This window comes from Nonomuraea sp. bgisy101 (assembly GCF_057708945.1).
Window position 1 is genome coordinate 209,849 of the sequence record NZ_JBYITD010000012.1, and the last position, 20,463, is coordinate 230,311.

27 protein-coding genes are annotated in these 20,463 nt (G+C 69.3%); all 27 read left to right on the top strand.

Annotated features, from left to right (window positions below):
• Positions 1–37 precede the first annotated feature (37 nt).
• The 27 genes from AC3EO4_RS24035 (at position 38) to AC3EO4_RS24165 (ending at position 20,441) form a co-directional block, all read left to right on the top strand.
• Positions 38–307, top strand: a complete 270-nt coding sequence (locus AC3EO4_RS24035) for a hypothetical protein (protein WP_431897908.1) — start codon at positions 38–40, stop codon at positions 305–307.
• A complete protein-coding gene (locus tag AC3EO4_RS24040) occupies positions 304–2,313 on the top strand; it encodes a phage portal protein (protein ID WP_431897910.1) in 2,010 nt (669 codons plus the stop codon). Before AC3EO4_RS24035 ends, AC3EO4_RS24040 begins: the two co-directional genes overlap by 4 nt.
• Entirely contained in the window at positions 2,310–3,260 is a 951-nt protein-coding gene (locus AC3EO4_RS24045; protein WP_431897912.1) for a head maturation protease, ClpP-related, read from the top strand. Before AC3EO4_RS24040 ends, AC3EO4_RS24045 begins: the two co-directional genes overlap by 4 nt.
• Entirely contained in the window at positions 3,257–4,621 is a 1,365-nt protein-coding gene (locus tag AC3EO4_RS24050) for a phage major capsid protein (protein ID WP_431897913.1), read from the top strand. The genes AC3EO4_RS24045 and AC3EO4_RS24050 overlap by 4 nt, the downstream gene beginning before the upstream one ends.
• A gap of 81 nt (positions 4,622–4,702) precedes the next feature.
• Entirely contained in the window at positions 4,703–5,116 is a 414-nt protein-coding gene (locus tag AC3EO4_RS24055) for a hypothetical protein (RefSeq protein ID WP_431897914.1), read from the top strand.
• A gap of 12 nt (positions 5,117–5,128) precedes the next feature.
• Positions 5,129–5,599: a hypothetical protein gene (locus AC3EO4_RS24060; protein WP_431897915.1), complete on the top strand. Its 471-nt coding sequence runs from the start codon at positions 5,129–5,131 to the stop codon at positions 5,597–5,599.
• 101 nt (positions 5,600–5,700) lie between these two features.
• Positions 5,701–6,012, top strand: coding sequence for a hypothetical protein (locus tag AC3EO4_RS24065; RefSeq protein ID WP_431897916.1), 312 nt, complete (start codon positions 5,701–5,703; stop codon positions 6,010–6,012).
• Positions 6,013–6,014: 2 nt separating this feature from the next.
• The gene (locus AC3EO4_RS24070; protein WP_431897917.1) at positions 6,015–6,308 is read left to right on the top strand and encodes a hypothetical protein; all 294 of its coding nucleotides are present in this window, start codon (positions 6,015–6,017) and stop codon (positions 6,306–6,308) included.
• Positions 6,299–7,159 (top strand): hypothetical protein, encoded by an 861-nt coding sequence (locus tag AC3EO4_RS24075; RefSeq protein ID WP_488186353.1) that lies wholly within the window; start codon positions 6,299–6,301, stop codon positions 7,157–7,159. The genes AC3EO4_RS24070 and AC3EO4_RS24075 overlap by 10 nt, the downstream gene beginning before the upstream one ends.
• A gap of 14 nt (positions 7,160–7,173) precedes the next feature.
• Entirely contained in the window at positions 7,174–8,247 is a 1,074-nt protein-coding gene (locus AC3EO4_RS24080) for a hypothetical protein (RefSeq protein WP_431897919.1), read from the top strand.
• Positions 8,247–8,636: a hypothetical protein gene (locus AC3EO4_RS24085; RefSeq protein WP_431897920.1), complete on the top strand. Its 390-nt coding sequence runs from the start codon at positions 8,247–8,249 to the stop codon at positions 8,634–8,636. The genes AC3EO4_RS24080 and AC3EO4_RS24085 overlap by 1 nt, the downstream gene beginning before the upstream one ends.
• Positions 8,633–9,091, top strand: coding sequence for a hypothetical protein (locus tag AC3EO4_RS24090; protein WP_431897921.1), 459 nt, complete (start codon positions 8,633–8,635; stop codon positions 9,089–9,091). The genes AC3EO4_RS24085 and AC3EO4_RS24090 overlap by 4 nt, the downstream gene beginning before the upstream one ends.
• Positions 9,091–9,849, top strand: coding sequence for a hypothetical protein (locus AC3EO4_RS24095; protein WP_431897923.1), 759 nt, complete (start codon positions 9,091–9,093; stop codon positions 9,847–9,849). The genes AC3EO4_RS24090 and AC3EO4_RS24095 overlap by 1 nt, the downstream gene beginning before the upstream one ends.
• Entirely contained in the window at positions 9,849–10,133 is a 285-nt protein-coding gene (locus AC3EO4_RS24100) for a hypothetical protein (protein WP_431897925.1), read from the top strand. The genes AC3EO4_RS24095 and AC3EO4_RS24100 overlap by 1 nt, the downstream gene beginning before the upstream one ends.
• On the top strand, positions 10,130–10,579 hold the full coding sequence (locus AC3EO4_RS24105) for a hypothetical protein (RefSeq protein ID WP_431897926.1): 450 nt from the start codon (positions 10,130–10,132) through the stop codon (positions 10,577–10,579). The genes AC3EO4_RS24100 and AC3EO4_RS24105 overlap by 4 nt, the downstream gene beginning before the upstream one ends.
• Complete coding sequence (locus AC3EO4_RS24110; RefSeq protein ID WP_431897928.1) at positions 10,579–10,809, top strand: hypothetical protein; 231 nt, start codon at positions 10,579–10,581, stop codon at positions 10,807–10,809. The genes AC3EO4_RS24105 and AC3EO4_RS24110 overlap by 1 nt, the downstream gene beginning before the upstream one ends.
• A 3-nt stretch (positions 10,810–10,812) precedes the next feature.
• Positions 10,813–11,220: a hypothetical protein gene (locus AC3EO4_RS24115; protein WP_431897929.1), complete on the top strand. Its 408-nt coding sequence runs from the start codon at positions 10,813–10,815 to the stop codon at positions 11,218–11,220.
• 9 nt (positions 11,221–11,229) lie between these two features.
• The gene (locus tag AC3EO4_RS24120; protein WP_431897931.1) at positions 11,230–11,676 is read left to right on the top strand and encodes a hypothetical protein; all 447 of its coding nucleotides are present in this window, start codon (positions 11,230–11,232) and stop codon (positions 11,674–11,676) included.
• Between the two features lie 149 nt (positions 11,677–11,825).
• On the top strand, positions 11,826–14,279 hold the full coding sequence (locus AC3EO4_RS24125; protein WP_431897933.1) for a phage tail family protein: 2,454 nt from the start codon (positions 11,826–11,828) through the stop codon (positions 14,277–14,279).
• 4 nt (positions 14,280–14,283) lie between these two features.
• A complete protein-coding gene (locus AC3EO4_RS24130) occupies positions 14,284–17,028 on the top strand; it encodes a hypothetical protein (protein WP_431897934.1) in 2,745 nt (914 codons plus the stop codon).
• Positions 17,025–17,960: a hypothetical protein gene (locus tag AC3EO4_RS24135; protein WP_431897936.1), complete on the top strand. Its 936-nt coding sequence runs from the start codon at positions 17,025–17,027 to the stop codon at positions 17,958–17,960. The genes AC3EO4_RS24130 and AC3EO4_RS24135 overlap by 4 nt, the downstream gene beginning before the upstream one ends.
• The gene (locus tag AC3EO4_RS24140) at positions 17,957–18,418 is read left to right on the top strand and encodes a hypothetical protein (protein ID WP_431897938.1); all 462 of its coding nucleotides are present in this window, start codon (positions 17,957–17,959) and stop codon (positions 18,416–18,418) included. The genes AC3EO4_RS24135 and AC3EO4_RS24140 overlap by 4 nt, the downstream gene beginning before the upstream one ends.
• Positions 18,415–18,831 (top strand): hypothetical protein, encoded by a 417-nt coding sequence (locus tag AC3EO4_RS24145; RefSeq protein WP_431897939.1) that lies wholly within the window; start codon positions 18,415–18,417, stop codon positions 18,829–18,831. Before AC3EO4_RS24140 ends, AC3EO4_RS24145 begins: the two co-directional genes overlap by 4 nt.
• Complete coding sequence (locus AC3EO4_RS24150; RefSeq protein WP_431897941.1) at positions 18,831–19,187, top strand: hypothetical protein; 357 nt, start codon at positions 18,831–18,833, stop codon at positions 19,185–19,187. Before AC3EO4_RS24145 ends, AC3EO4_RS24150 begins: the two co-directional genes overlap by 1 nt.
• Positions 19,184–19,333: a hypothetical protein gene (locus AC3EO4_RS24155; RefSeq protein ID WP_431897943.1), complete on the top strand. Its 150-nt coding sequence runs from the start codon at positions 19,184–19,186 to the stop codon at positions 19,331–19,333. The genes AC3EO4_RS24150 and AC3EO4_RS24155 overlap by 4 nt, the downstream gene beginning before the upstream one ends.
• Entirely contained in the window at positions 19,330–20,076 is a 747-nt protein-coding gene (locus AC3EO4_RS24160; RefSeq protein ID WP_431897945.1) for a CHAP domain-containing protein, read from the top strand. The genes AC3EO4_RS24155 and AC3EO4_RS24160 overlap by 4 nt, the downstream gene beginning before the upstream one ends.
• On the top strand, positions 20,073–20,441 hold the full coding sequence (locus AC3EO4_RS24165; RefSeq protein ID WP_431897947.1) for a holin: 369 nt from the start codon (positions 20,073–20,075) through the stop codon (positions 20,439–20,441). The genes AC3EO4_RS24160 and AC3EO4_RS24165 overlap by 4 nt, the downstream gene beginning before the upstream one ends.
• Positions 20,442–20,463 lie beyond the last annotated feature (22 nt).

Genomic DNA, 20,463 nt, shown 5'->3' on the forward strand with positions numbered 1-20,463 from the left:
GTACCATCCGCTGTATGGCGACATTTCGGACGCACCCGTGACGACGTTCATGGACGCGTTCACCGCTGAGCGCGCAACAGCCGCAGCGAAACCTCGCCGTCCCCGAGTCCCCCTCACCGTGCGCGCCGCCCGCGCCGCCGCACGCCTCCTCCCCCGCTGGGCCGCCATTCGCACGCTGGTCCTGTCCGTCGCCGGCCTCGGCCTGCTGACCGCCGCCGCATGGACGCTGCACCTCGCCGCCGGCCTGGCCGTCGCAGGCGTCTCCCTGCTGATCCTGGAGGCCCTGAGCGGCGGCGACCGGAGATGAGATCCCCGCTCGGCGCCCTCGTCCGCAGCCTGCGCAACCAGGCACCTGTGCCGTACGTCGGCCGCTCGGCGAGCTGGGCCATGCCGTTCATGAGCCGTAACGACTCCACGGCGCAGATGCAGGCGATGGGCAGCGTGGGCACGCTGTTCTCGATCGTCCACCGCACCAGCAACGCCACCAGCCAGGTCGAATGGGGGCTGTGGCGCAAGGCCAAGACGGGCCGCGACGAAGACCGCGTCGCCGTCACCAGCCACCTGGCCCTCGACATCTGGAACCGGCCGAACCCGTTCATGCCCCGCCAGGAGTTCGTCGAGACCGAGCAGCAGCACGTCGACCTGACCGGCGAAGGCTGGTGGGTCATCGCCCGTAACCCGCGCGCCCGCTCAATCCCGCTGGAGCTGTGGCCCGTCCGCCCCGACCGGATCTACCCAGTACCGCACCCGACCGAGTTCATCAGCGGATACGTCTACCTCGGCCCGGACGGCGAGCAAGTACCGCTGGAGCGTGACGAGGTCATCCAGCTCCGCATGCCCAACCCGCTCGACCCGTACCGCGGCATGGGCCCAGTCCAGAGCATCCTGACCGACCTCGACTCGACGAAGTACTCGGCCGAGTGGAACAGGAACTTTTTCCTCAACTCCGCCGAGCCCGGCGGCATCATCGAGGTGCCCGAGAGGCTCGGCGACAACGAGTTCGACGAGCTTCGGGAGCGGTGGAACGAGCAGCACCGCGGTGTCGCCAACGCCCACCGCGTCGCGATCCTGGAGCACGGCCGGTGGGTGGACCGCAAGTTCACGATGCGGGACATGCAGTTCGCCGAGCTGCGCGGCGTCGCCCGGGACGTGATCCGCGAGGCGTTCGGCATGCCGAAGTTCGCGGTCGGCGATGTCGACGACGTCAACCGGGCGACTGCCGAGGCGTCGAAGGCGTGGTTCGCGGAGATGCTCATCGTGCCGAGGCTGGAGCGGTTCAAGGCGGCGTTGAACAACGACTTCCTCCCGCTGTTCGGCGACACGGCGAAGGACTTGGAGTTCGATTACACCGACCCTGTGCCGCCGGATGCCGAGGTCCGCGACCGCGAGCGCACCAGCAAGGCCGAGGCGGCCAAGCTGTACGTCGATGCCGGGTTCACCGGCGAATCCGTGGTCGAGGCGCTGGAGCTGCCGGAATCGCTCGTCTGGCGCGAGCCTCCCGCTCAGCCCGCACCGGCCGCGCTCCCCGCGCCTGGGCCGGCGCCGTCCGCTGACGCGCTGCTGCACCGGTTGCGCGCCCAGGCCGAGACCGAGGAGACGCGCGAGGACTGGCAGGAACGCCTCGACGAGCTGCTCGCCGACTGGGCCAGCGTCACCGACGACCAGATCACCGAGCTCATCACCCAGATACAGGCTCTCGTGGATGCGGACGACCGGGCGGGGCTGTCCGCGCTGACGGCCTCCAGCGACGTTGGGGTGACGCTGCTGGAGGCCGTCATGCAAGCCCAGGCCGAAGCCGCCGGCGAGCGCATGGTGGAGACTGCGCAGGAGCAGGGCGTCACCATCGCCGCCGCGGCGGTTGCCGGCGCGCTGGCTGCTGCGCTGGCGGCCTCGGCCGCTGCGACCGCTGCCATGCTCGCCGCGGGCCTGGCGCTCGCCGCCGGCCGTGAGGCACTGCGCGTGTGGGCGCCCGGCATGACCGGGCGCGAGGTTGCCGCCCGGGTGCGCGAGCACATGGAGAGCCTGTCCGACGCGAGCCTGCGCGCCGAGCTCGGCGGCGCGATCTGGGCAGCCGAGGCCGAAGGCCGGTACGCGACGCTCGAGCAATCCGAGACCGACGGCAAGGGTCCGACCTGGTACGAGGCCGTCGAGGAGCGCGACCGCAACGTCTGCGTCCAGTGTGCCGACGTCAACGGCGAACGGTTCGACACCCTCCGCGATGCGAGGGAGAGCTATCCGCATGGCGGCTATTTCGGGTGCCTCGGGACCATCCGCTGCCGCGGCACGATCGAACCGCATTGGGGTGAATCATGAACAAGACCCTGCGCCCCCTCGACCCGGCGCTCGTCACCAGGGTCCAGGCGTTCCTTGCCCAGCGTGACGCGAGGGCGCTGCCGAACGGGTTCGTACGGCCGCAGGCGAAGGTCACCGCCACTGAGGGCGGCGGCGCAGAGCTGATGATCTACGACGAGATCTCCTACTGGGGCGTGTGCGCCACCGACGTCGCCGCCGCCCTCGCCAGCATCAGCGGAGACCTGCATGTCCGCATCAACAGCCCCGGTGGGGACGTGTTCGACGGGCTCGCGATCTACAACATGCTGATCGACTACCCCGGCCAGGTCACCGTCACAGTCGACGGCCTCGCAGCCTCCGCAGCTTCGTTCATCGCCATGGCCGGCGACCGCGTGGTCATGAACCGCGGATCGCAGGCGATGATCCACGACGCGTCCGGCCTGTGCTGGGGCAATGCCGCCGACATGAAGGCCATGGCCGCCCTCCTCGATCAGGTGTCCACCACGCTCGCCAGCATCTACGCCGCCCGCGCTGGCGGCGACATCGACACGTGGCGGACCTACATGCGGGATGAGACGTGGTACACCGCCGAGGCCGCGGTCGAGGCGGGGCTCGCCGACGAGCTGGTGCCGCACCCCTCCCGCGACCAGGAGCCGACGGCGGTCGCCACCGTCGCTGCTCCTGCCCCTGACCAGGCACCGGCCCCTACTGCGCCGTCCCTCCCCGTGGCGGCCGCTCTGCCCCCCATTGCAGAGCAGCAGGAGCCAGTGCCTGCCAGCCCCACCCCCGCCCCCACGCCCTCGCCCGTGGCCGAGGTCGACGAGACCCCCGTCTCGCCTGGCGACAACGAACCCCCCGACCCGGTGGACGAGCCGGTGACGGATGACTGGGCGGACACAACCGCCCACCTGATCACACCGCCGTCCACCGAGGACGAGTGGGAGAGCCTGAGGGAGGCACTGCTGTGACCACACCTGTCCTGCCGAAGGACATCCCCGTGCCGCGCAACAGCGATGAACTGGCCGAGATGTTCGGCGATCCGGGGCGATACCGCGGCATCCTCGCTTCGACTGAGTCGCTGCAGGAGTTCATCAAGGCGTACGCCAAGGCCCAGCAGGCAGCCGACCCGGGCATCGCCGAGCAGGTCCGTGCCGAGACGCAGCGTGCGTTCGCCGACATCCTGCGCGGTGACCAGATCGACGGCATCAACCGGCTCAACCTGTCCCCGGACGGCCCGCCGGTCGCCCGCTCCCGCCACTACAACCCGAAGGCGCCCGGCGCGAAGCTCGACAAGGAGTTCTCCGACTGGGGGAACTACCTCACCGCCACGTGGGACGGGGCCAAGGGCGCGACCGCGATGGCCGCGCAGGACACGATCGCCCGCATCCAGAACTCGTTCGGGTCGAGCGTCCCGTCGGACGGCGGCTTCCTGATCCCGGAGTTCCTGCGAAGCGAGCTGCTGCGGGTGGCGCTGGAGATGGCCGTGGTCCGGTCGCGGGCGCGCGTGGTGCCGATGGAGTCGCTCACCGTCCCCTACCCGATGATCGACTCGACGAGTAACGCGAGCTCGGTCTACGGCGGCATCACCGGCTACTGGACCGAGGAGGGCGGCACCCTCACCGACAGCTCGCCGACGTTCGGCCGGATCGAGCTGGTGGCCAAGAAGCTCACCCTGTACAGCGAGGTCCCCAACGAGCTGTTCCAGGACAGCATCATCTCGCTCGTCCAGTTCATGAGCGAGTCCTACCCTGAGGCGCTCGCCTGGTTCGAGGACGTCGCCTTCACGAGCGGGAACGGCGTCGGCCAGCCGCTGGGCTACCTCAACGCCCCGGCCGCCGTAAGCGTCGCCAAGGAGAGCGGCCAGACCGCCGACACGATCCTGTGGGAGAACCTGGTCAAGATGTACGCCCGCATGCTGCCGAGCTCGATGAGCCGCGCGGTGTGGGTGGCCAACAACGACACCTTCCCCGAGCTCGCCACCATGGCCCTGTCCGTCGGTACCGGCGGCTCGGCGGTGTGGATCGGCGACGGCGGCGGCGAGGCCGCACCCCCGATGCGCATCTTGGGCCGGCCGGTCATCTTCACCGAGAAGGTGCCCACCGTCGGTGACGCCGGCGACATCAACCTGGTCGACTTCGGCTACTACCTGATCGGTGACCGCCAGGTGATGCAGGCGGAGACGTCGGCGCACTTCAAGTTCGGTAACGACAAGACGGCGATGCGCGTGATCGAGCGCGTGGACGGCACGCCGTGGATCAAGTCGGCGATCACCCCGAAGAGCGGCTCCAACACCCTGTCCCCGTTCGTGAAGATCGCGAACCGGGCCTGATCCGCCAGCCCCGGCCAGCAGTAACGCCCTGGCCGGGGCCACATCCGTAGAGGCAGTCAACCCCCTCAAGGAGGGCGCACCATGAGAGGACTCGGGAGGGTCTTCAACGTCATTCCGGCCGCGTCGGGCGTGCACATTCCGCTCACCAACGCCGCCGCTGTGTCGTTCGTGACGTTCGAGGACGACGGTACGACGATCGCCACCATCAAGGAGTCGATCGACGGCGCCTCGGAGCAGGCACTCGACTGCGACGTCTACCCGCACAAGGCGCCGGGCGTCGGCGGCACCTGGACGGCCATGGCCGAGCAGGACGACACGCTGGCGCTGGGAGGCGACACCACCAACGACGCGATGTGCTTCACCGTCGACGCCTCGCAGCTGTCCGACGGCTTCAACTGCGTCGAGGTCACCGTCGACGGCGGCATTCTCATCGCCGTTGTCCACGATCTGACGCAGCAGCGTAAGCCCGCCAACCTGCCGCGCAACGTGGTCTGAGGAGGGTCCTGAATGTCCACTCTCATCCAGGGCGATCAGCTTCGTGCGCTGCTGCGCGGCATCCGTGTCGCGCGAGCGACAGCCGCACTCCCGCAGACCGCGGCGGGCGCGCTGTTCACCATCACCGGCGGCAAGGTGCTGGTCACCAGCCTCGTCGGTGAGGTGACCACCGTCATCCAGACGCAGGCCGACAACACCAAGCTCACGTTCGACCCGGTCGATGCTGGCGCGACGCAGGACCTGTGCGCGGTGCTCGACATCACCGCCGACGCGGTCGGAACCATGTACTCGATCACTGGCACGCCGGGCACCGCGATGCAGGACGCGCTGAACTTCCTGCCGAGCAACAAGGTCCTGGCTCAGCCGCTGGTACTCAAGCCGGGCTCGATCCTGCTCGACTGCGCGGCCTCCAACACCGGCAGCGTGAAGTGGGAGCTCACCTACATCCCGCTGGACGGCGGCGCGTCCGTGGCGGCGGCGTAGCCATGGCGTTGTGGCGATGCCGGGAGTGCACCACGGCCTACGCGGTCGGCCTCCCGGCATGCCCGCACTGCCGATCGACGGAATACGAGGAGGACGGCGCAATGCCGAAGATCACCCGACACGGTGGGCCGAGCATCGCGGGCGCTCAGATCGTCGGCGGCGTCTGGTCCGATGGCACCGACACCGACGCATGGCCCGACCTCGACGAGGTTGAGGGAGGCGAGGACGTATCAGCTGGCAGCAACTCCTCGACATCGCCAGAGAAGCCGCCGAGCAGCGACGAGCCGAGCAATCCGCCCCTCCCGAAGCGTGCCCCCAAGACGGGGAGCCGCTCCAAGCGGGGCCAAACGGCGAGCTCCACTGCCGATTCGACGGATGGATCTGGACCGGCCACAGGCTCTGAGGACGCCTGACCATGAGCACCCTGCCACGCTCCGCGATCCCCGGCGGCTACCGCGTCACGGTCAACACCAGCGCCGACCGGCTGGACATCCAGGTTCCGGCCGCTGCTCAGCGTGTGTCGCTGCTGGTGCGTAACCGCGGCCAGGTGGCCGCCGACGTCGGCGCCTCGGACGTTGCCGCGGGCGCGGGGTTCGAGCTTGCGCCTGGCGACGCGCTGAGCGTGGACCTGGCGGCCGACAGCGGCCTGTACGCGGTCACGGCTTCGGGCAGCACCGTGCTGCATGTGCTCCAGGTGGCGTGGCGCTGATGGCCGGGATCGAGCTGGTTCCGGCGCGGCAGGAGGTGCGCGCCTACACCTCGTCGCAGGCAGGGGTGAGCACGCCGGCGGGGATCGCGGGCGCGTTCGTGACCGTCATCAACGGCGGCGGGGGCGGCGGGTCAGGCAGGCGGGGCGCGGCTGGTACGGCCAGGGTCGGCGGTGGCGGAGGCGGGTCGGGCCCGTCGCTGCGAGACGTGTGGGTTCCAGCAGCGAGCTGGGGCGCGACGTACAGCGTCACCGTGGGCGCGGGCGGGGCCGGCGGTGCGGCGGTCTCGGCCAACGACACCAACGGCGCATCCGGCTCGGCGGGCGGCTCCTCGTCGGTGGCCACCGGGTCACTGACGATCGGGCCCACCTCGGGCACCGCGGCGGGCGGCGGCCAGCAGGGCGCAGGCGGCGCAGGCGGAAGCGGCGGCGCACCAGCAGGCGCGGACGGCGGCACAGCGTCAGCGACAGGCGGCGCCGGCGCGCTCGGCGGGTTCAACTTCAGCGCGGGGGCGGCCGGCGGCGGATCCGGCGGCGGCATCACCGCAGCCGACGCCGCGGGCGCCGGCGGGGCTGGCGGGGCGACGTCCTCGTGGAGCTCATCGGGAGGCGGCACGGGCGGCGTGGTCGGCGGCGCGAGTCCGACCACGCCGGCCGCGCTCGGCGCAGGCCTGCCCGGTGCGGGTGGTGGCGGCGGCGCTGCATCCGTCACCGGGGCGGCGCAGGCGGGCGCGACGGGCGCAGCGTACGGCGGTGGCGGAGGCGGCGGGGGCGCCTCCCTCAACGGCAACAACAGCGGGGCGGGCGGCACCGGCGGGGCCGGGTTCGTCGAGGTCAGGTTCGTCTACGCCTGAGAGGAGGGCGCGGCATGGTGGCGGTTTGGTACTGCACGCGTGAGGACGTCAAGCGGGCGCTGGACGTCGCTGAGACCGCGCGCTCGAACCGGCAGGTAGACCGGGCGATCGAGTCCGCGTCGCGGACGATCGAGGGCCGCTTGCACCGCAAGTTCTATCCGCAGGTGGACACCCGCTCTTTCGACTGGCCGAACTCGCAGCGCGCCCGGCCGTGGCGGCTATGGCTCGACGCCAACGAGGTCGTTTCCGTCATCGACCTCGTCTCCGGCGGCGTCACGATCTCGCCGAGCGGCTACGTGCTGTACCCCACGGATGGGCCCCCGTACACCCGCATCGAGATCAACCTCGGCAGCTCGGCCGCCTTCGGCTCGGGCGCCACACACCAGCAGTCCATCGAGCTCACCGCCGTGTATGGCCACTCCGCCGAAGAGGCGCCGGCGGGCACACTGGCCGCCGCCATCGCCACAACGAGCGCCACCAGCGTCAACGTCTCCGACTCAGCGGCGATCGGGGTGGGCGACATCATCAAGGCCGGCGACGAGTTGATGATCGTCACCGGCAAGGGCATGCTCGACACCGGCCAAAACCTCGGCGGCAACCTCACGGCGCAGGCGTCGTCCGTCACCGTGGCCGTCACCACCGGGTCGGCGTATGCGGCCGACGAGGTCATCCTCATCGACTCCGAGCGGATGCTCGTGGTGGACATCGCCGGCAACAACCTCACGGTCAAGCGCGCGTGGGACGGCAGCACGCTGGCCGCGCACACCGCCGGCGCCGACATCTACGCACCGCGCACGCTCACTGTGCAGCGGGGCGCGCTCGGCACCACGGCCGCCACGCACTCCAACGGCGCGGCCATCGTGCGGCATCTGGTGCCCGGCCTCATCCGAGACACCGCCATCGCGCTGGCTATCGCGCAGCTGCTCGGCGAGCAGTCCGGGTACGCGCGGCCCGAGACCAGGAGCGCCCCGTCGGGGTCGGTCAGCGCGAGCAGGCAGCGCACTCAGGAGGTCGGGCGCGGGGTGGGCGACGTCCTGGCCGACGCCTACGCCGCGTACGGCCGCAAGGCCCGGACGAGGGGGGTCTGATGCTGGAGGTGCATGCGCGGGTCGACGTCCACGGGCCGCTGTTCGACGGCCGCGCCGTCGAGGCCGCCCATGACTTCGCTGACGCGGTCGTGGACGACGTGGCCGATCAGGGATTCCGCGACATCCACTTCACCCTCGTCCGCGTCCTGAAGCACCCCACCGGCCACTACCAGAGCAACATCCGCAACAGGGCGTTCGCTGGCGGCCGGGTCCTCTACGACAACCGCATCATCTACGGCCACTGGCTGGAGGGCACCGGCTCCCGCAACGCACCCAAGACCCGGTTCGAGGGCTACTGGACGTTCCGGCGTGTGACGCAGGGCCTCAAGCGCAAGGCACCCGCCATCGCTGAGCGGACCCTCCGGCGCTACATCAGGAGGATGCAGTGAGCCTGAACGCGACTGCGATCCTCGACGGCATCGTCTCCCACGCCATGAGCCTGGGCGTCTTCGAGTCCGTCAACGCCCACGAGGCGGCCAACGCGCCCGGCCACGGCCTGCACGCCGAGGTGTGGGCGGACTCGATCGCGCCGCTCCCCGCGATGTCGGGCCTTGCCGCCACCAGCGCGCGGATCGTGTGGACGCTCAGGATCCGCGGGAACGCTGACGCGCAGCCCAGGGACATGATCGACCCGAACATCATGGCCGCCGTCGACCAGCTGATGACCGCCTACTCGGGCGACTTCACCCTCGGCGGTGCCGTCCGCAATGTCGACCTGCTCGGCCAGAGCGGGGCCGCGCTGTCGGCACGGGCCGGATACCTGCAGCAAGACGGCTTCGCCTTCCGCGTGATGGACGTCGTCCTGCCAGTGATCGTTAACGACGTTTGGGAGCAGGTGCCCTGATGGCAAAGCAAAGCGGGCTCGGCGACCGGCTGTGGGTCTCGGGCTACAACCTCTCCGGTGACATCGGCTCTCTTGGCCGGATCGGTGGCGGCCTGGCCGGCACGCAGGATGTGACCGGCATCGACAAGTCGGCGTTCGAGCGGGTCGGCCTCGCGCGGGACGGCTCGTTCGAGTACGTGGCGTTCTGGAACACGGCCCTTGACCGGGCGCACGATCGGCTGTCCCTGCTGCCGACGACGGATCAGATCCTCACGTACGGCCGGGGCGCCGCACTCGGCTCGCCGGCCGCGTCGCTGGTCGGTAAGCAGATCGACTACAACCCGACGCGCGGCAACGACGGGTCGTTGACTCTCGCCGTGCAGACGCTCGCCAACGGCTATGGCATCGACTGGGGCCGCCAGCTCACCGCGGGCGAGCGGACCGACACGGGCGCGACCAACGGGTCCAGCGTCGATTTCGGCACCGGCTCCACCTTGTTCGGGCTCCAGGCATTCCTTCACGTGACCGCGTTCACCGGGACGGACGCCACGATCAAGCTGCAGCAGTCCAGCGACAACGGCGCGGGCGACGCGTGGGCCGATGTGGTCGGCGGCGCCTTCACTCAGGTCACCGCTGGGCCGACGTCGGAGCGGATCCAGACCGCACGCAACCAGACCGTAGAGCGCTACCTGCGCGTCGTCACCACCACCACGGGCGGGTTCTCGTCGCTGACGTTCGTCGTCGCGGCGAGCAGGAACGACACGGAGGTGCTGTTCTAGTGGCCTTCATCCCCTGCACCACGGGCGCCATCGCGCTCTACAAGGTGCTCGACGACGAGCAGCGCCTGGCCCTCGCTGTGGAGGCGTGGGACGAGACCGGCGCCCCGTACGTGGCAGGCGAGGCGGTGCTCGTGCGCGCGGATTCGCTGCCGGGGTTCGTGCGGCTGGAGGCGGCGTGGGTGGAGGTGCCGCGACCTGATCGGCGTGTTCGGCAGCCGGACCGGGTTGGCCCTCGCCCTGCCCAGGTGGAGGGCGGGCGACCGCGAGAGAGGGAGCGGCCATGAGGCGTCTCAACCGGATCATCCCGGTCGTGCCTGCGCAGGCCTACAAGACGTACCAGGTCGTCTCGCCCCGCTCGACGCACTGGCGGCCCGCCACCTGCGAGGAGGCCGCGTGTGGCGCGTATGAGCGCGGCTGGAAGACGCTGATCGACGAGACGACCGAGCGCGGCCAGCAGCAGGCGCACTACATCCGCAAGCTGTCCGGCCGCCGGTTCCGCGAGGACAAGCACGTGGAGGGGCTGACCGCGTTCGTGTTCGAGCCCGGCCAGAAGTGCTTTGGCCAGCACGAGGTGCCGTTGGAGCGGCCGCCGCTCTACTTCGTGAAGGGCGGCGACTTCCGCGGCAACCCCCTCGGCACGCCGCCGCGCCAGCACCGGCGCGGCGGTGACTGGGTCGAGGACTTCGCAGAACACCAGGACCGGCTGAACCGGGCGATCGAGAAGGGGTGATGGGCGTGGCCCGCAGTGTTGGGTTCAGCACGAGCCTGCTCGACGCTCTCAGAGCGGCGGGACTGTACGACGAGGACACCAAACGCGTGGTGATCGACATCCAGGCCGATCACATTCCGGTGATCTACACCGAGAAGTTCGCCAGTTCAGACCGGGACCTGCTGTCGGTCGTGACGGCGCTCGGTGGGGTCCAAGTGCAGATCAAGAAAGCTGAAGAGGGAGGGCAGTAGGCCATGGCGAAGGAATCGGGTCTCGGCTGGTCCACGCTGAGCGTGGACGACTCGGCTGGCAGTGTGCGGGCGATCAAGAACGACATCACCAACTTTGAGTTCGCGACGCCGCGCGCCGTGCAGGACGTGACCGGCGTCGATAAGAGCGCGATGGAGCGGCTGCTGCTGCTCGCCGACTTCAGCGTGACCCTGAACGGCGTGTTCAACGACGCGTCGAACATGTCGCACGACGTGTTCAAGACCGTCCCGTCGACCAGCGTCGCGCGCACGGTCACGCTGACCCACTCCGGGCAGACACTCGCCGGCGAGCTGCTCTTCACCGACTACGCGTTGACGAGGGCGGCGGACGGCGCACTCACGTTCCAGGCGCCAGGTGTGCTCGCGGACGGCACCGTGCCGACGTGGGCGTGAGGCGCTGACATGGGCTACAGGCGCAAGAAGACGATCAAGATTTCGTTCGGCGAGGGGCATGAGTTCGAGGGGCTCACCGTCTGGCTGAAGAGCGTGGGCATCGGGGCATTGTTCGAGCTGCTCCCCCACATCGACCTCATCGACATGGCCGAGGTCGCCGACGCCACCACCGCCGCGCAGGTCGAGGAGATCCAGAAGGCGTTCCGCCACGTCAGCAAGCTGTTCGAGGCCTGGAACATCGAAGACGAGGAAGAGGACGGCACGGTCACACCCGTCCCCTGCACCTACGAAACGCTGCTGGAGCAGGACCCGAGGCTCATCGCCTGCGTTCTGCGCGGCTGGGCCGAGCACCTGTCAGGTGTGCCGGCCCCTTTGGACGAGCCATCGCCCTCTGGCGATCCGTTCCAGGAGGCATCACTGCCGATGGAGGTGTCGTCACCGAGCCTCGCGAGCTGACCGAGGCCCGCTGGATCCTCGCGCAGTGCGAGCGGTTCGGGTGCCTCCCGTCGCAGCTGCTGGCCGAGGACGCCAGCCTGTTGCGGCTGCTGAAGCTGGAGGAACTGGCCGGACCCACGGAGACCGACCTGGGAGAGGGGGTGTAGAGGATGGCCAACGAGGTCGAGATTGTCATCACCTCGAAGGACAAGTCGGAGCCCGGCATGGTCTCTGCCATGCGCCGTGCCAAGCAGATGGGCGCAGACGTTCGCGGCACCCTGACCAAGACCGGCAAGGAGGGCGGCGAGCAGTTCGCCGCCGGGGTCGACGCCGGCGCGCAGAAGGCCACGCGCAGCATCCTCGGGCGGGCCCGTGACGCTCGGGGCCGGTTCGTGAAGGAACTCGCGGACGCGGGTAAGGAGGCTGGCGATCAGCTGGCCGCCGGGGTCGAGGCGGGCGCACAGAAGGCAACTCGCAGTGTGCTCAAGCAGGCGCGTGACGCCAGCGGCCGATTCGCGAAGGCGTTCACGCCAGCGCCTGCCGCCACCGAGCGGGAGGGCCGCGGGCTCGCCTCGCGCCTCCTCAACGGCATCAGCTGGGGGCTGGTCAAGGGCTCGAACCGCGTCGCGACAGCGCTGCAGGACACGATGAAGACGGCGGCGCAGGGCGTGGCGGGGACTCCGATCCTTGGGTCGCTGCTGGTGGGCGCGATTGTCGGCGCGATCATGGCGGCGGGCCCTGCCGTGGGTGCGGCGCTGGCGGGCGCGCTGACGTTCGGCATCGGCGGCGCCGTCACCGGTATCGGTGTGGCGTTGCTGGCGCAGAACAAGAAGGTCAAGGCCGAGTGGACGAAGACTTGGACCGACCTCAAGACGATCATGACGGACGCCTCCAAGCCCCTCCTCCCAGTCCTCGACGAGGCGCGCAAGCAGGCAAAATCCATCGTCTCCGACCTCGCACCCGAGATCGGTAAGGGCTTCAAGCAGGCCCAGGAGCCCCTGAAGGATTTCGTCGCCAACCTCGGCGACGCCTTCAAGGAGCTCAAGCCCGCCATCGGGCCCGCCTTCGACGCCTTCGGACAGTTCCTGTCCGCGATCGGACCTCAGCTGCCCGGTCTCTTCTCCGAGATCTCGGACTCCGTGATCACGCTGTCGACCACGGTGACGGAGAACAAAGACCTGATCTCGATGCTGCTCATCGGGCTCCTTCGCCTGCTCCCGGCGGCTATCGAGGGGATCGCGGGACTGACGTCCGCCTTCCGCTCAGGCATGATCGCGACCGCGGAGTTCGTCGATGTCGTCTTGGCCGGCGTCCAGTCGATCATGGAGGTCGTCGCCTCGATCCCCGGGCCTTGGCAGGAGAGCGCCGCATCCATCGCCGCGTCCATCGCGGGCACCCGCCACAGGCTCGGCGAATGGCGTCAGGACATCGAGAACTTCCCCAAGATCGTCAAGCTTGAGGGCGAGATCCGCGACCTCGACCGCAAGCTTGCCTCGGCGCGCAAGCAGCTGAAGGACCCGAACCTCACCAAGACCCGCCGCGCTGTGCTCAAGGCCGAGATCGCGTCACTCCTCGCCTCCAAGAAGCGTGCCCAGGACGCGATCAACTCGCTGCGCGGCAAGGTCGTTACGGTCACCGTCCGGTACACCTCGACCGGCCGCTCGGTCCTCAACGGTGTCACGAGTACGGGCGCCTACGACCGGGCCAAGGGCGGCGTCATCGGCGGTCTATCCCGCTTCGCGAGCGGCGGCGTGTCCGGCGCGAGCGGCGGATCCCTGGCCATGGTCGGCGAGCAGGGCCCCGAGATCGTGCGCCTGCCGTTCGGCTCCTCGGTGGTGCCGGCGGGGCAGACGCGGGCGATGACCCAGGGGTTCGGCTCCATCAGCATGGCGTTCCGATCAGGCGGGCAGCAGTCGTCCGACGGGGGCGGCCTCGGCGGTGGGCTCGGTGGCATCTCCGACACCATCCGTGAAGTCCTGTCGTTCCGTGAGGCGATGGACAAGCTGACCGCCAGCATCTTCGGTCAAGAGCGCGCCCTGTCCGGCTACGAGGCCGCCTGGGACGCCGCCAAGAAGAGCCTCAAGGACAACAAGAAGACCCTCAATATCAGCACAGAGAAGGGCCGCGAGAACCGCGCAGCGCTCCTCAGCCTCGCCGAGGCCGCGCAAGAGGTCGTCGTCGCGATGCGCGAGCAGGGCCGCGCCTCGACCACCGTCATCGCCAAGATGCGCGAGCAGCGCGCCGAGTTCATCAAGATGGCCCGCTCGATGGGCTTGAGCAAGAGCAAGGCCAGCGCGCTGGCTGACCGGTACGGGCTCACCACCTCCGCGGTACGGTCCGCCCTCAAAACCTCCTCAGGCAAGGCCACAGGCGGCGTCGCAGGCGGCTGGACCCTGACCGGCGAGCGCGGCCCCGAGCTCATTCGGCTCCCCTTCGGGTCGCAGGTGACCCCGGCCGGGCAGACCGCCGCCATGATGGCCGGCGGCGGGGGCGGTTGGGGCGGCGACCTGCACATCACGCTCAACATCGGCAAGGAGAAGCTCGGCGAGCTGATCATCGACCCGCTCCGCAAGTCGGTACGGACCCGCGGCGGCAACGTCCAGGCCGTGCTGGGATCGAGGTGACGACGTGGCCTTCCCGCAGACCCCGCTCCCGCTGACCGTCGAGCTGAACGTCGGCACCTGGACCAACATCACCACCCTCGGCCACGTCTACCGGCGCGACCAGGTGGACATCACGCGCGGCCGCTCGGACGAGTCCGGCCAGGTCGACCGCTCAACGCTCACCGCGACGATCAACAACCGCGACGGCCGCTACAGCCCCAGGAACCCGACCGGCCCGCACTATGGACTCCTCGGGCGCAACACCCCGATCCGCGCCTCGCTCGCTGGCAGCAGTTCCTACCTGGCTCTCGACGGAACCACGCTGATGCGCATCACCACCCCGGATCACGCGAGCTTGGACATCACCGGCGACATCGACATCCGCGTCGACTGCACGCTCGGCAACTGGCGCTCCAGCCAGGACCTGGCGGGCAAGTACGACATCGTCGGCAACCAACGCAGCTGGGCGTTCTACCTGTACGCCGACAACTCCGGCAAGCTCGGCTACACCTGGTCAGCAACCGGCACCGCGACCACCACCGTACTCAGCACGAAGCCTGCCCCAGCACCAGGCAGCGGCAGGCAGGCCGTGCGCATCACGCACGACGTCAACAACGGCGCCGGCGGCAATACGGTCGTGTTCTACACCGCGCCGACCATGGCCGGCCCGTGGACACAGCTCGGCGACCCGGTGGTCACCGCAGGCACCACGTCTATCTTCTCCAGCTCGGCGGAGCTCGAGCTCGGCGACAACGGCAACCTGACCCATCCGGCCCTGACCGGCCAGGTCCACGCGTTCGAGCTGCGCAACGGCATTGGCGGATCGCCAGTCGCGAATCCCGACTTCAGCATCCAGACGCCCGGGGCGTCGTCGTTCGTAGACGCGGCGGGCCGTACGTGGACCGTGCAGGTCGGAGCGACGATCAGCAACAGGCGGTGGCGCTTCCACGGAGAGATCGCATCCCTCCCCCAGCGGTGGGACACCACCGGAACCGACGTGTACGTGCCGATCGAGGCCGCGGGCATCATGCGCCGCCTCGGCACCGGTACGCGTGTCGACGGCAGTGTGATGTACCGGGCGATCCTTCGAGACACGTTCGGGCTGGTCGCCTACTGGCCGTTCGAGGACGAGCAAGGTTCGCAGCAGGCCGCCTCAGCGCTCGCAACGCACCAGGGTATGGCCTACATCGGCAGCCCGGAATTCGGCGACTACAGCGGATTCGACTGCAGCTTGCCGATCATGACGTTGAACGGCGGCAGCTTCACCGGCGCGGCGCCCACGTACACCGTCGGCGTCGACACGCAGATCCGCTGGCTCATGCACGTGCCAGCCGCGGGCGCCGAGGACAACCAGGCCGTCCTGACGTTCTACTGCACCGGCAGCGCCCGGCGGTGGGAGTGCCACTACGGCACGGGCGGGACGCTCGGCCTGCGCGCCTACGACTCCAGCGGCACGCTGCTCTTTGATTCTGGAGACGTGGCCTTCGGCTGCAACGGCAAGAATCTGCGGGTCAGCGTGCAGCTGACGGAGTCGGGCGGCGGCATCGACTGGACCTTGCTGACCCTGGAGCCAGGCGCATCGTCGGGCCTGCAGACAGGCGGCACGCTGGCGTCCAACACGGTCGGGCGGGTCGGCCAGCTCATCGTCAGCCCGAACGGTGGCATCACCGGCATCAGCTTCGGCCACCTGTCAGTGCAGAACTTCATCTCCAGCCTGTTCGACCTCGGCGCGCAGCTCAACGCGTGGAAAGGCGAGCGCGCCGGCCGCAGGATCGAGCGACTGTGCCGGGAGGAGGCCGTGACCTTCAGGGCTCTTGGAGATCTGGACACCTCGACACGGATGGGCGTCCAAGTGCCCGGCGGGTTCCTGGATCTGCTGCGGGGGTGTGCAGACGCGGACGGCGGCATGCTGTACGAGCCGCGCGAGGTCCTGGGCATCGGCTACCGGACGCGGGAATCGCTGTACAACCAGACCGCGCGCGTCGCCCTGGACTACGACTCCGCGCACCTGGCCGACTCGCTCGACCCGACCGACGATGACCAGCTGACCCGCAACGACGTCACCGTCACGCGCGAGGGCGGCAGCTCGGCGCGCGTGGTGCAAGAGACCGGCGCCATGTCCGTCCTGGCCCCTCCGTCCGGAGTCGGCCGGTATGACGTGTCCGAGACGATCAACGTGCAGTACGACCTCGACCTGTTCGACCAGGCCGGATGGCGACTCCACACGGGGACGGTGGACGAGGCGCGCTACCCGCAGATCAGCGTCGATCTATCCCGTTCCCAGATCGCGGGAAGCGCGACGCTGACAGACAGCCTGCGCCTGATGGAGATAGGCGACCGGCTCACCGTGACCGACCCTCCATCGTGGATGCCGCCCGAGCAGATCTCGCAGATCGTGCAGGGCTACACCGAGGTGCTCGCCAACTTTGAGCACAAGCTCGTCATCAACTGCTCGCCCGAGTCGCCGTATCAGGTCGCGGTGTACGACGGGGCCGCGAGGTACGGGCCGCACTCGACCGTGACCAACGAAGCGCTCGACACGACAGAGACCGGGGTGGACATCACCACGCCGACCGGGCCGCTCTGGTCCACCACCTCCACCGGCTACGACGTGATGATCGGCGGCGAGCGGATGACCGTCACCGCGGTCAGCGCGCCGAGCGGCACCAACCAGACATTGACGGTGATCCGCAGCGTCAACGGGATCGTCAAGTCCCACGCGAGCGGCGCCCAGGTGCAGATGTTCCAGCCCGCCATCTACGCACTGTGAGGAGGACCCTGTTGCCTGACACCCTTATCGGGGCGCCCATCAGCTCCGACGACTTTCCGCCGGCCGTCTGGGCGTCCGACGCGACCCTGAATCAGAACATCAGCAGCACAACATTCATTGCGGGCACGCCCTCAGTCGAGACCACGTTCGTGGCGCCGACCTCCGGCAAGGTGCTGCTGTCTGTCGGTGTCGCTGGGTCGGACAACGGCGGCACCAACAGGATCCACGTAGCTCCTGAGGTGCGCGTTGGCAGCGTCGCGGGCAGCGTGGTCCTGGCGGCCGACGTGACCACGCGCGGGGTCGGTATCCCCGGTGAGGCGAGCGCCAACATCCACCGGAGCCGGACGACGCTGCTGACCGGCCTGACCGCGGGCACGACCTACTACGTCAGGACGATGCACAAGGTCTCTGGTGGCAGCACCGCGGACATCAGCGTGCGCGAGGTCGTTGTCACCCCTACGCCGCTGGGCAGCTCGTTCGCGGGCCAACAGGTCAAGGCGCTCGACTATCCACCTGCGGTGTGGGCGCAGGACGCCACCGCGATCAACAACCCGTCGAACTCCAGCTACACGGCCGGCTCGCCCGAGGTCAGCGTGACGTTCATCGCGCCCACGTCGGGCCGCGTGCTGCTCATCGTCGGCGGCGGCCTGGGCAACGGCGCGGGCGGCGACCGCATCTTCCTCTCCCCCGAGGTGCGGATCACCAACGCGGCGGGCGCCGTGGTGCTCAGCCCGACCGTGACCACCCGCGGGTTTGGCAGCGACATCGCCGCATCCGCGTTTCACTACGGCAGCCGAGAGAGCATCTTGGAGGGGTTGGTGCCAGGTCAGCTGTACTACGCGGTGGTCAAGTACGCCGTGGCCACCAGCGACGCGGGCGCGTCCACACAGGACATCGCCTGCCGCGAGATCATCGTGGCGCCGGCGCCATGACCATCGTCGACGGCGACCTCGTCCGCACTCTGGCCCCCAGTTCGTTCATCGGCGACGACACGCTGATCGCCAACATCACGTCCACGAGCTACATCACCGGCACGCCCGAGGTGGGCGTGTACTTCGTCGGCCCGCCGTCCGGCCGGGTTAGGTTGACGATCGGTGGCGGCTTTCGCGACAACGGCGCCTCGGCCGTCGACCGCGTGTTCCTGGCGCCCAATCTCTTCCGAGACAGCTCCAGCGGGGTCGAGGTGCTCGCCTCCTCGGTGACCCTGCGCGGCTACATCAGCCTCGCCAACGACACCGAATTCCAGTACGGCTGCCGCGTCAGCCTGATCGAGAACCTGCTCCCCGGCCAGCTGTACTACCTGCGCGCCATGTATCAGACCTCAGGAGGAACCGACCCGGACACGGCCGACATCGCCGCGCGCGACATCATCGTCATCCCGATGCCATGACCAGGGCGATCAGGTGGTGGCAGAGTCTCCGGGCCCGGATCGGGCACCGGGGATCGGCGCTGCTGTTCTTCGGGCTCCTGGACCTCGTCTTCGCCGGCAGCTTGATCGCGCCCCCGCTGGAGACGCGTTCCAGTGCCTCGTACGCGTTCCTGGCCACGATCCTGCCGTTGCCGGTCTGGGCTGTCGCATGGGGCTCGGTGGGGCTCCTGTGCGCTGTCCAGGCGTTCATGGTCGCGGATCGGGCGGCCTTCGTCGCGGCGTCCTGGCTCAAGGTCGGGTGGGGCGGTATTTACCTGGCAGGGTGGCTGCTCGGCGAGATTCCCCGCGGCTACGTCGCCGCGGCGATCTGGCTTGCCTTCGCTGGATTCGTCGCCGTCATCGCCTCCTGGCCTGAGCCCCTCAGGCGGCCGTAATGGACGCCATCGCTGTCATCCTCGCCGTCGCTGCGGCGATGGACAGCACCGCCGTGGTGGTGGCGGGAATCGGTGCGGTTGCCAGCGTCGCCGCGGCCGTCATTACCGCGCGCCTGTCCCGCCACGCATCCGACCGGCGGGCCCAGGTCGACGAGCACGCGGCCGTCCGGCAGATCGAAGCTGGCGCCTACGAACGGGCCCGCCAGGTGTACGAGGGGGCGCTCGGCCGGATGCAGGCCGAGATCGACCGCCAGGCCGCCCAGATCAACTCCCTTCAGCGGCAGGTCGCCAGGTTGACCCGCCAAGTCCGCGATGCCGGGCTCGTGCCCGTGACAAGCAGTGAGGAGGATTCATGACCGAGAGAACCGAGGCCGAGCTCGTCGCCGAGCGGGTCAACCGGCGCCCGTGGGGGCCGACCGAGGACGACGAGGAGCAGGTCCTGGCGGCCCTCTACGGGGCGCCGGACGCCGCCGGCATCTACCGAGGCGAGGCCACGCCATGACCGCCGCGACGATGCTGGCCGAGGCACGCAAGGACCTCGGCATGAGCGGCCGGCCCAACCCGATCACGCGGGACTACGCCTCGCGCAACGGAAGCGAGTTCCTTCGCGCTCCGTGGTGCGACATGAGCATCACGCACTGGGCCCGCCAGTCCGGCAACGCCGACGCCGTACTACCCGAGGGCGACAGGGCCTTCACCGTCTGGCACGCCGAGGACGGCAAGGACCTCGGCCGCTGGTATCCGGGAACGTCCGAGAACATCCGGAAGCACGCGAAGCCAGGCGCGGTCGTGTTCTTCGACTGGGACGGCACCGACCGGATCGGCGCGATCGACCACGTCGGGATCGTCGAGGTCAACCTCGGTGACGGCCGCGTGCAGACCATCGAGGGCAACACCGCGGACTCCTGCAAGCGCAGGGTCCGCGCGAGCAACGTGATCGCCGGGTTCTGGAACCCCGACTACGAGGAGGACGACGACGTGAGCGCGAAGGACCTGTGGGAGCACGAACTGAAGGTCCCCTACGGCAGCGAGGAGAACCCGAGCTGGCAGGCGGGGAACGTCCTGGTCAACCACGGCAACTGGCTGCGGAAGATCTCCGGTCAGCTCGACGCGCAGGCCGAGACCATCAAGACTCTGGCGGCCTTCATCGCTGAGGGTCACTCGGAGGTGGACGTCGATGCGCTGATGGCGCGGATCGAGGAGGCGATCGAGCGCGTGACCGTGCGCCTCGACGTCACGCCTTGATCGACCCCCTGGTCCATCTCTACTTGATCCAGCTTGCACAACGTGACCAGCCCTTCCGTGACGACGAGTCCGCTCCGTGGCTGGCGGCTTCCTCTTTCCCCACCTCACATGAGGAGATCAACATGAGCCCACGACGACTTTTGACCGGACTGTTCTGGGTGGACGCTGGCGAGCGCATGGTCGGTGCCGCCGCGAGCTCGGCTCTGGCCACCATAGGCACTGGCGCGATCGGCCTGTTCGACGTGGCGTGGCTGGCCGTCGGCTCGATGGCGGGCATGGCCGCCGTGCTGACCCTGCTGGCGTCCATCGTGGCCGGCACGACTGGCGACCCGACCACAGCGGGCTTCACGACCAGCAGCAGATAGCTGGCGCAGCCTCGATCCGAGG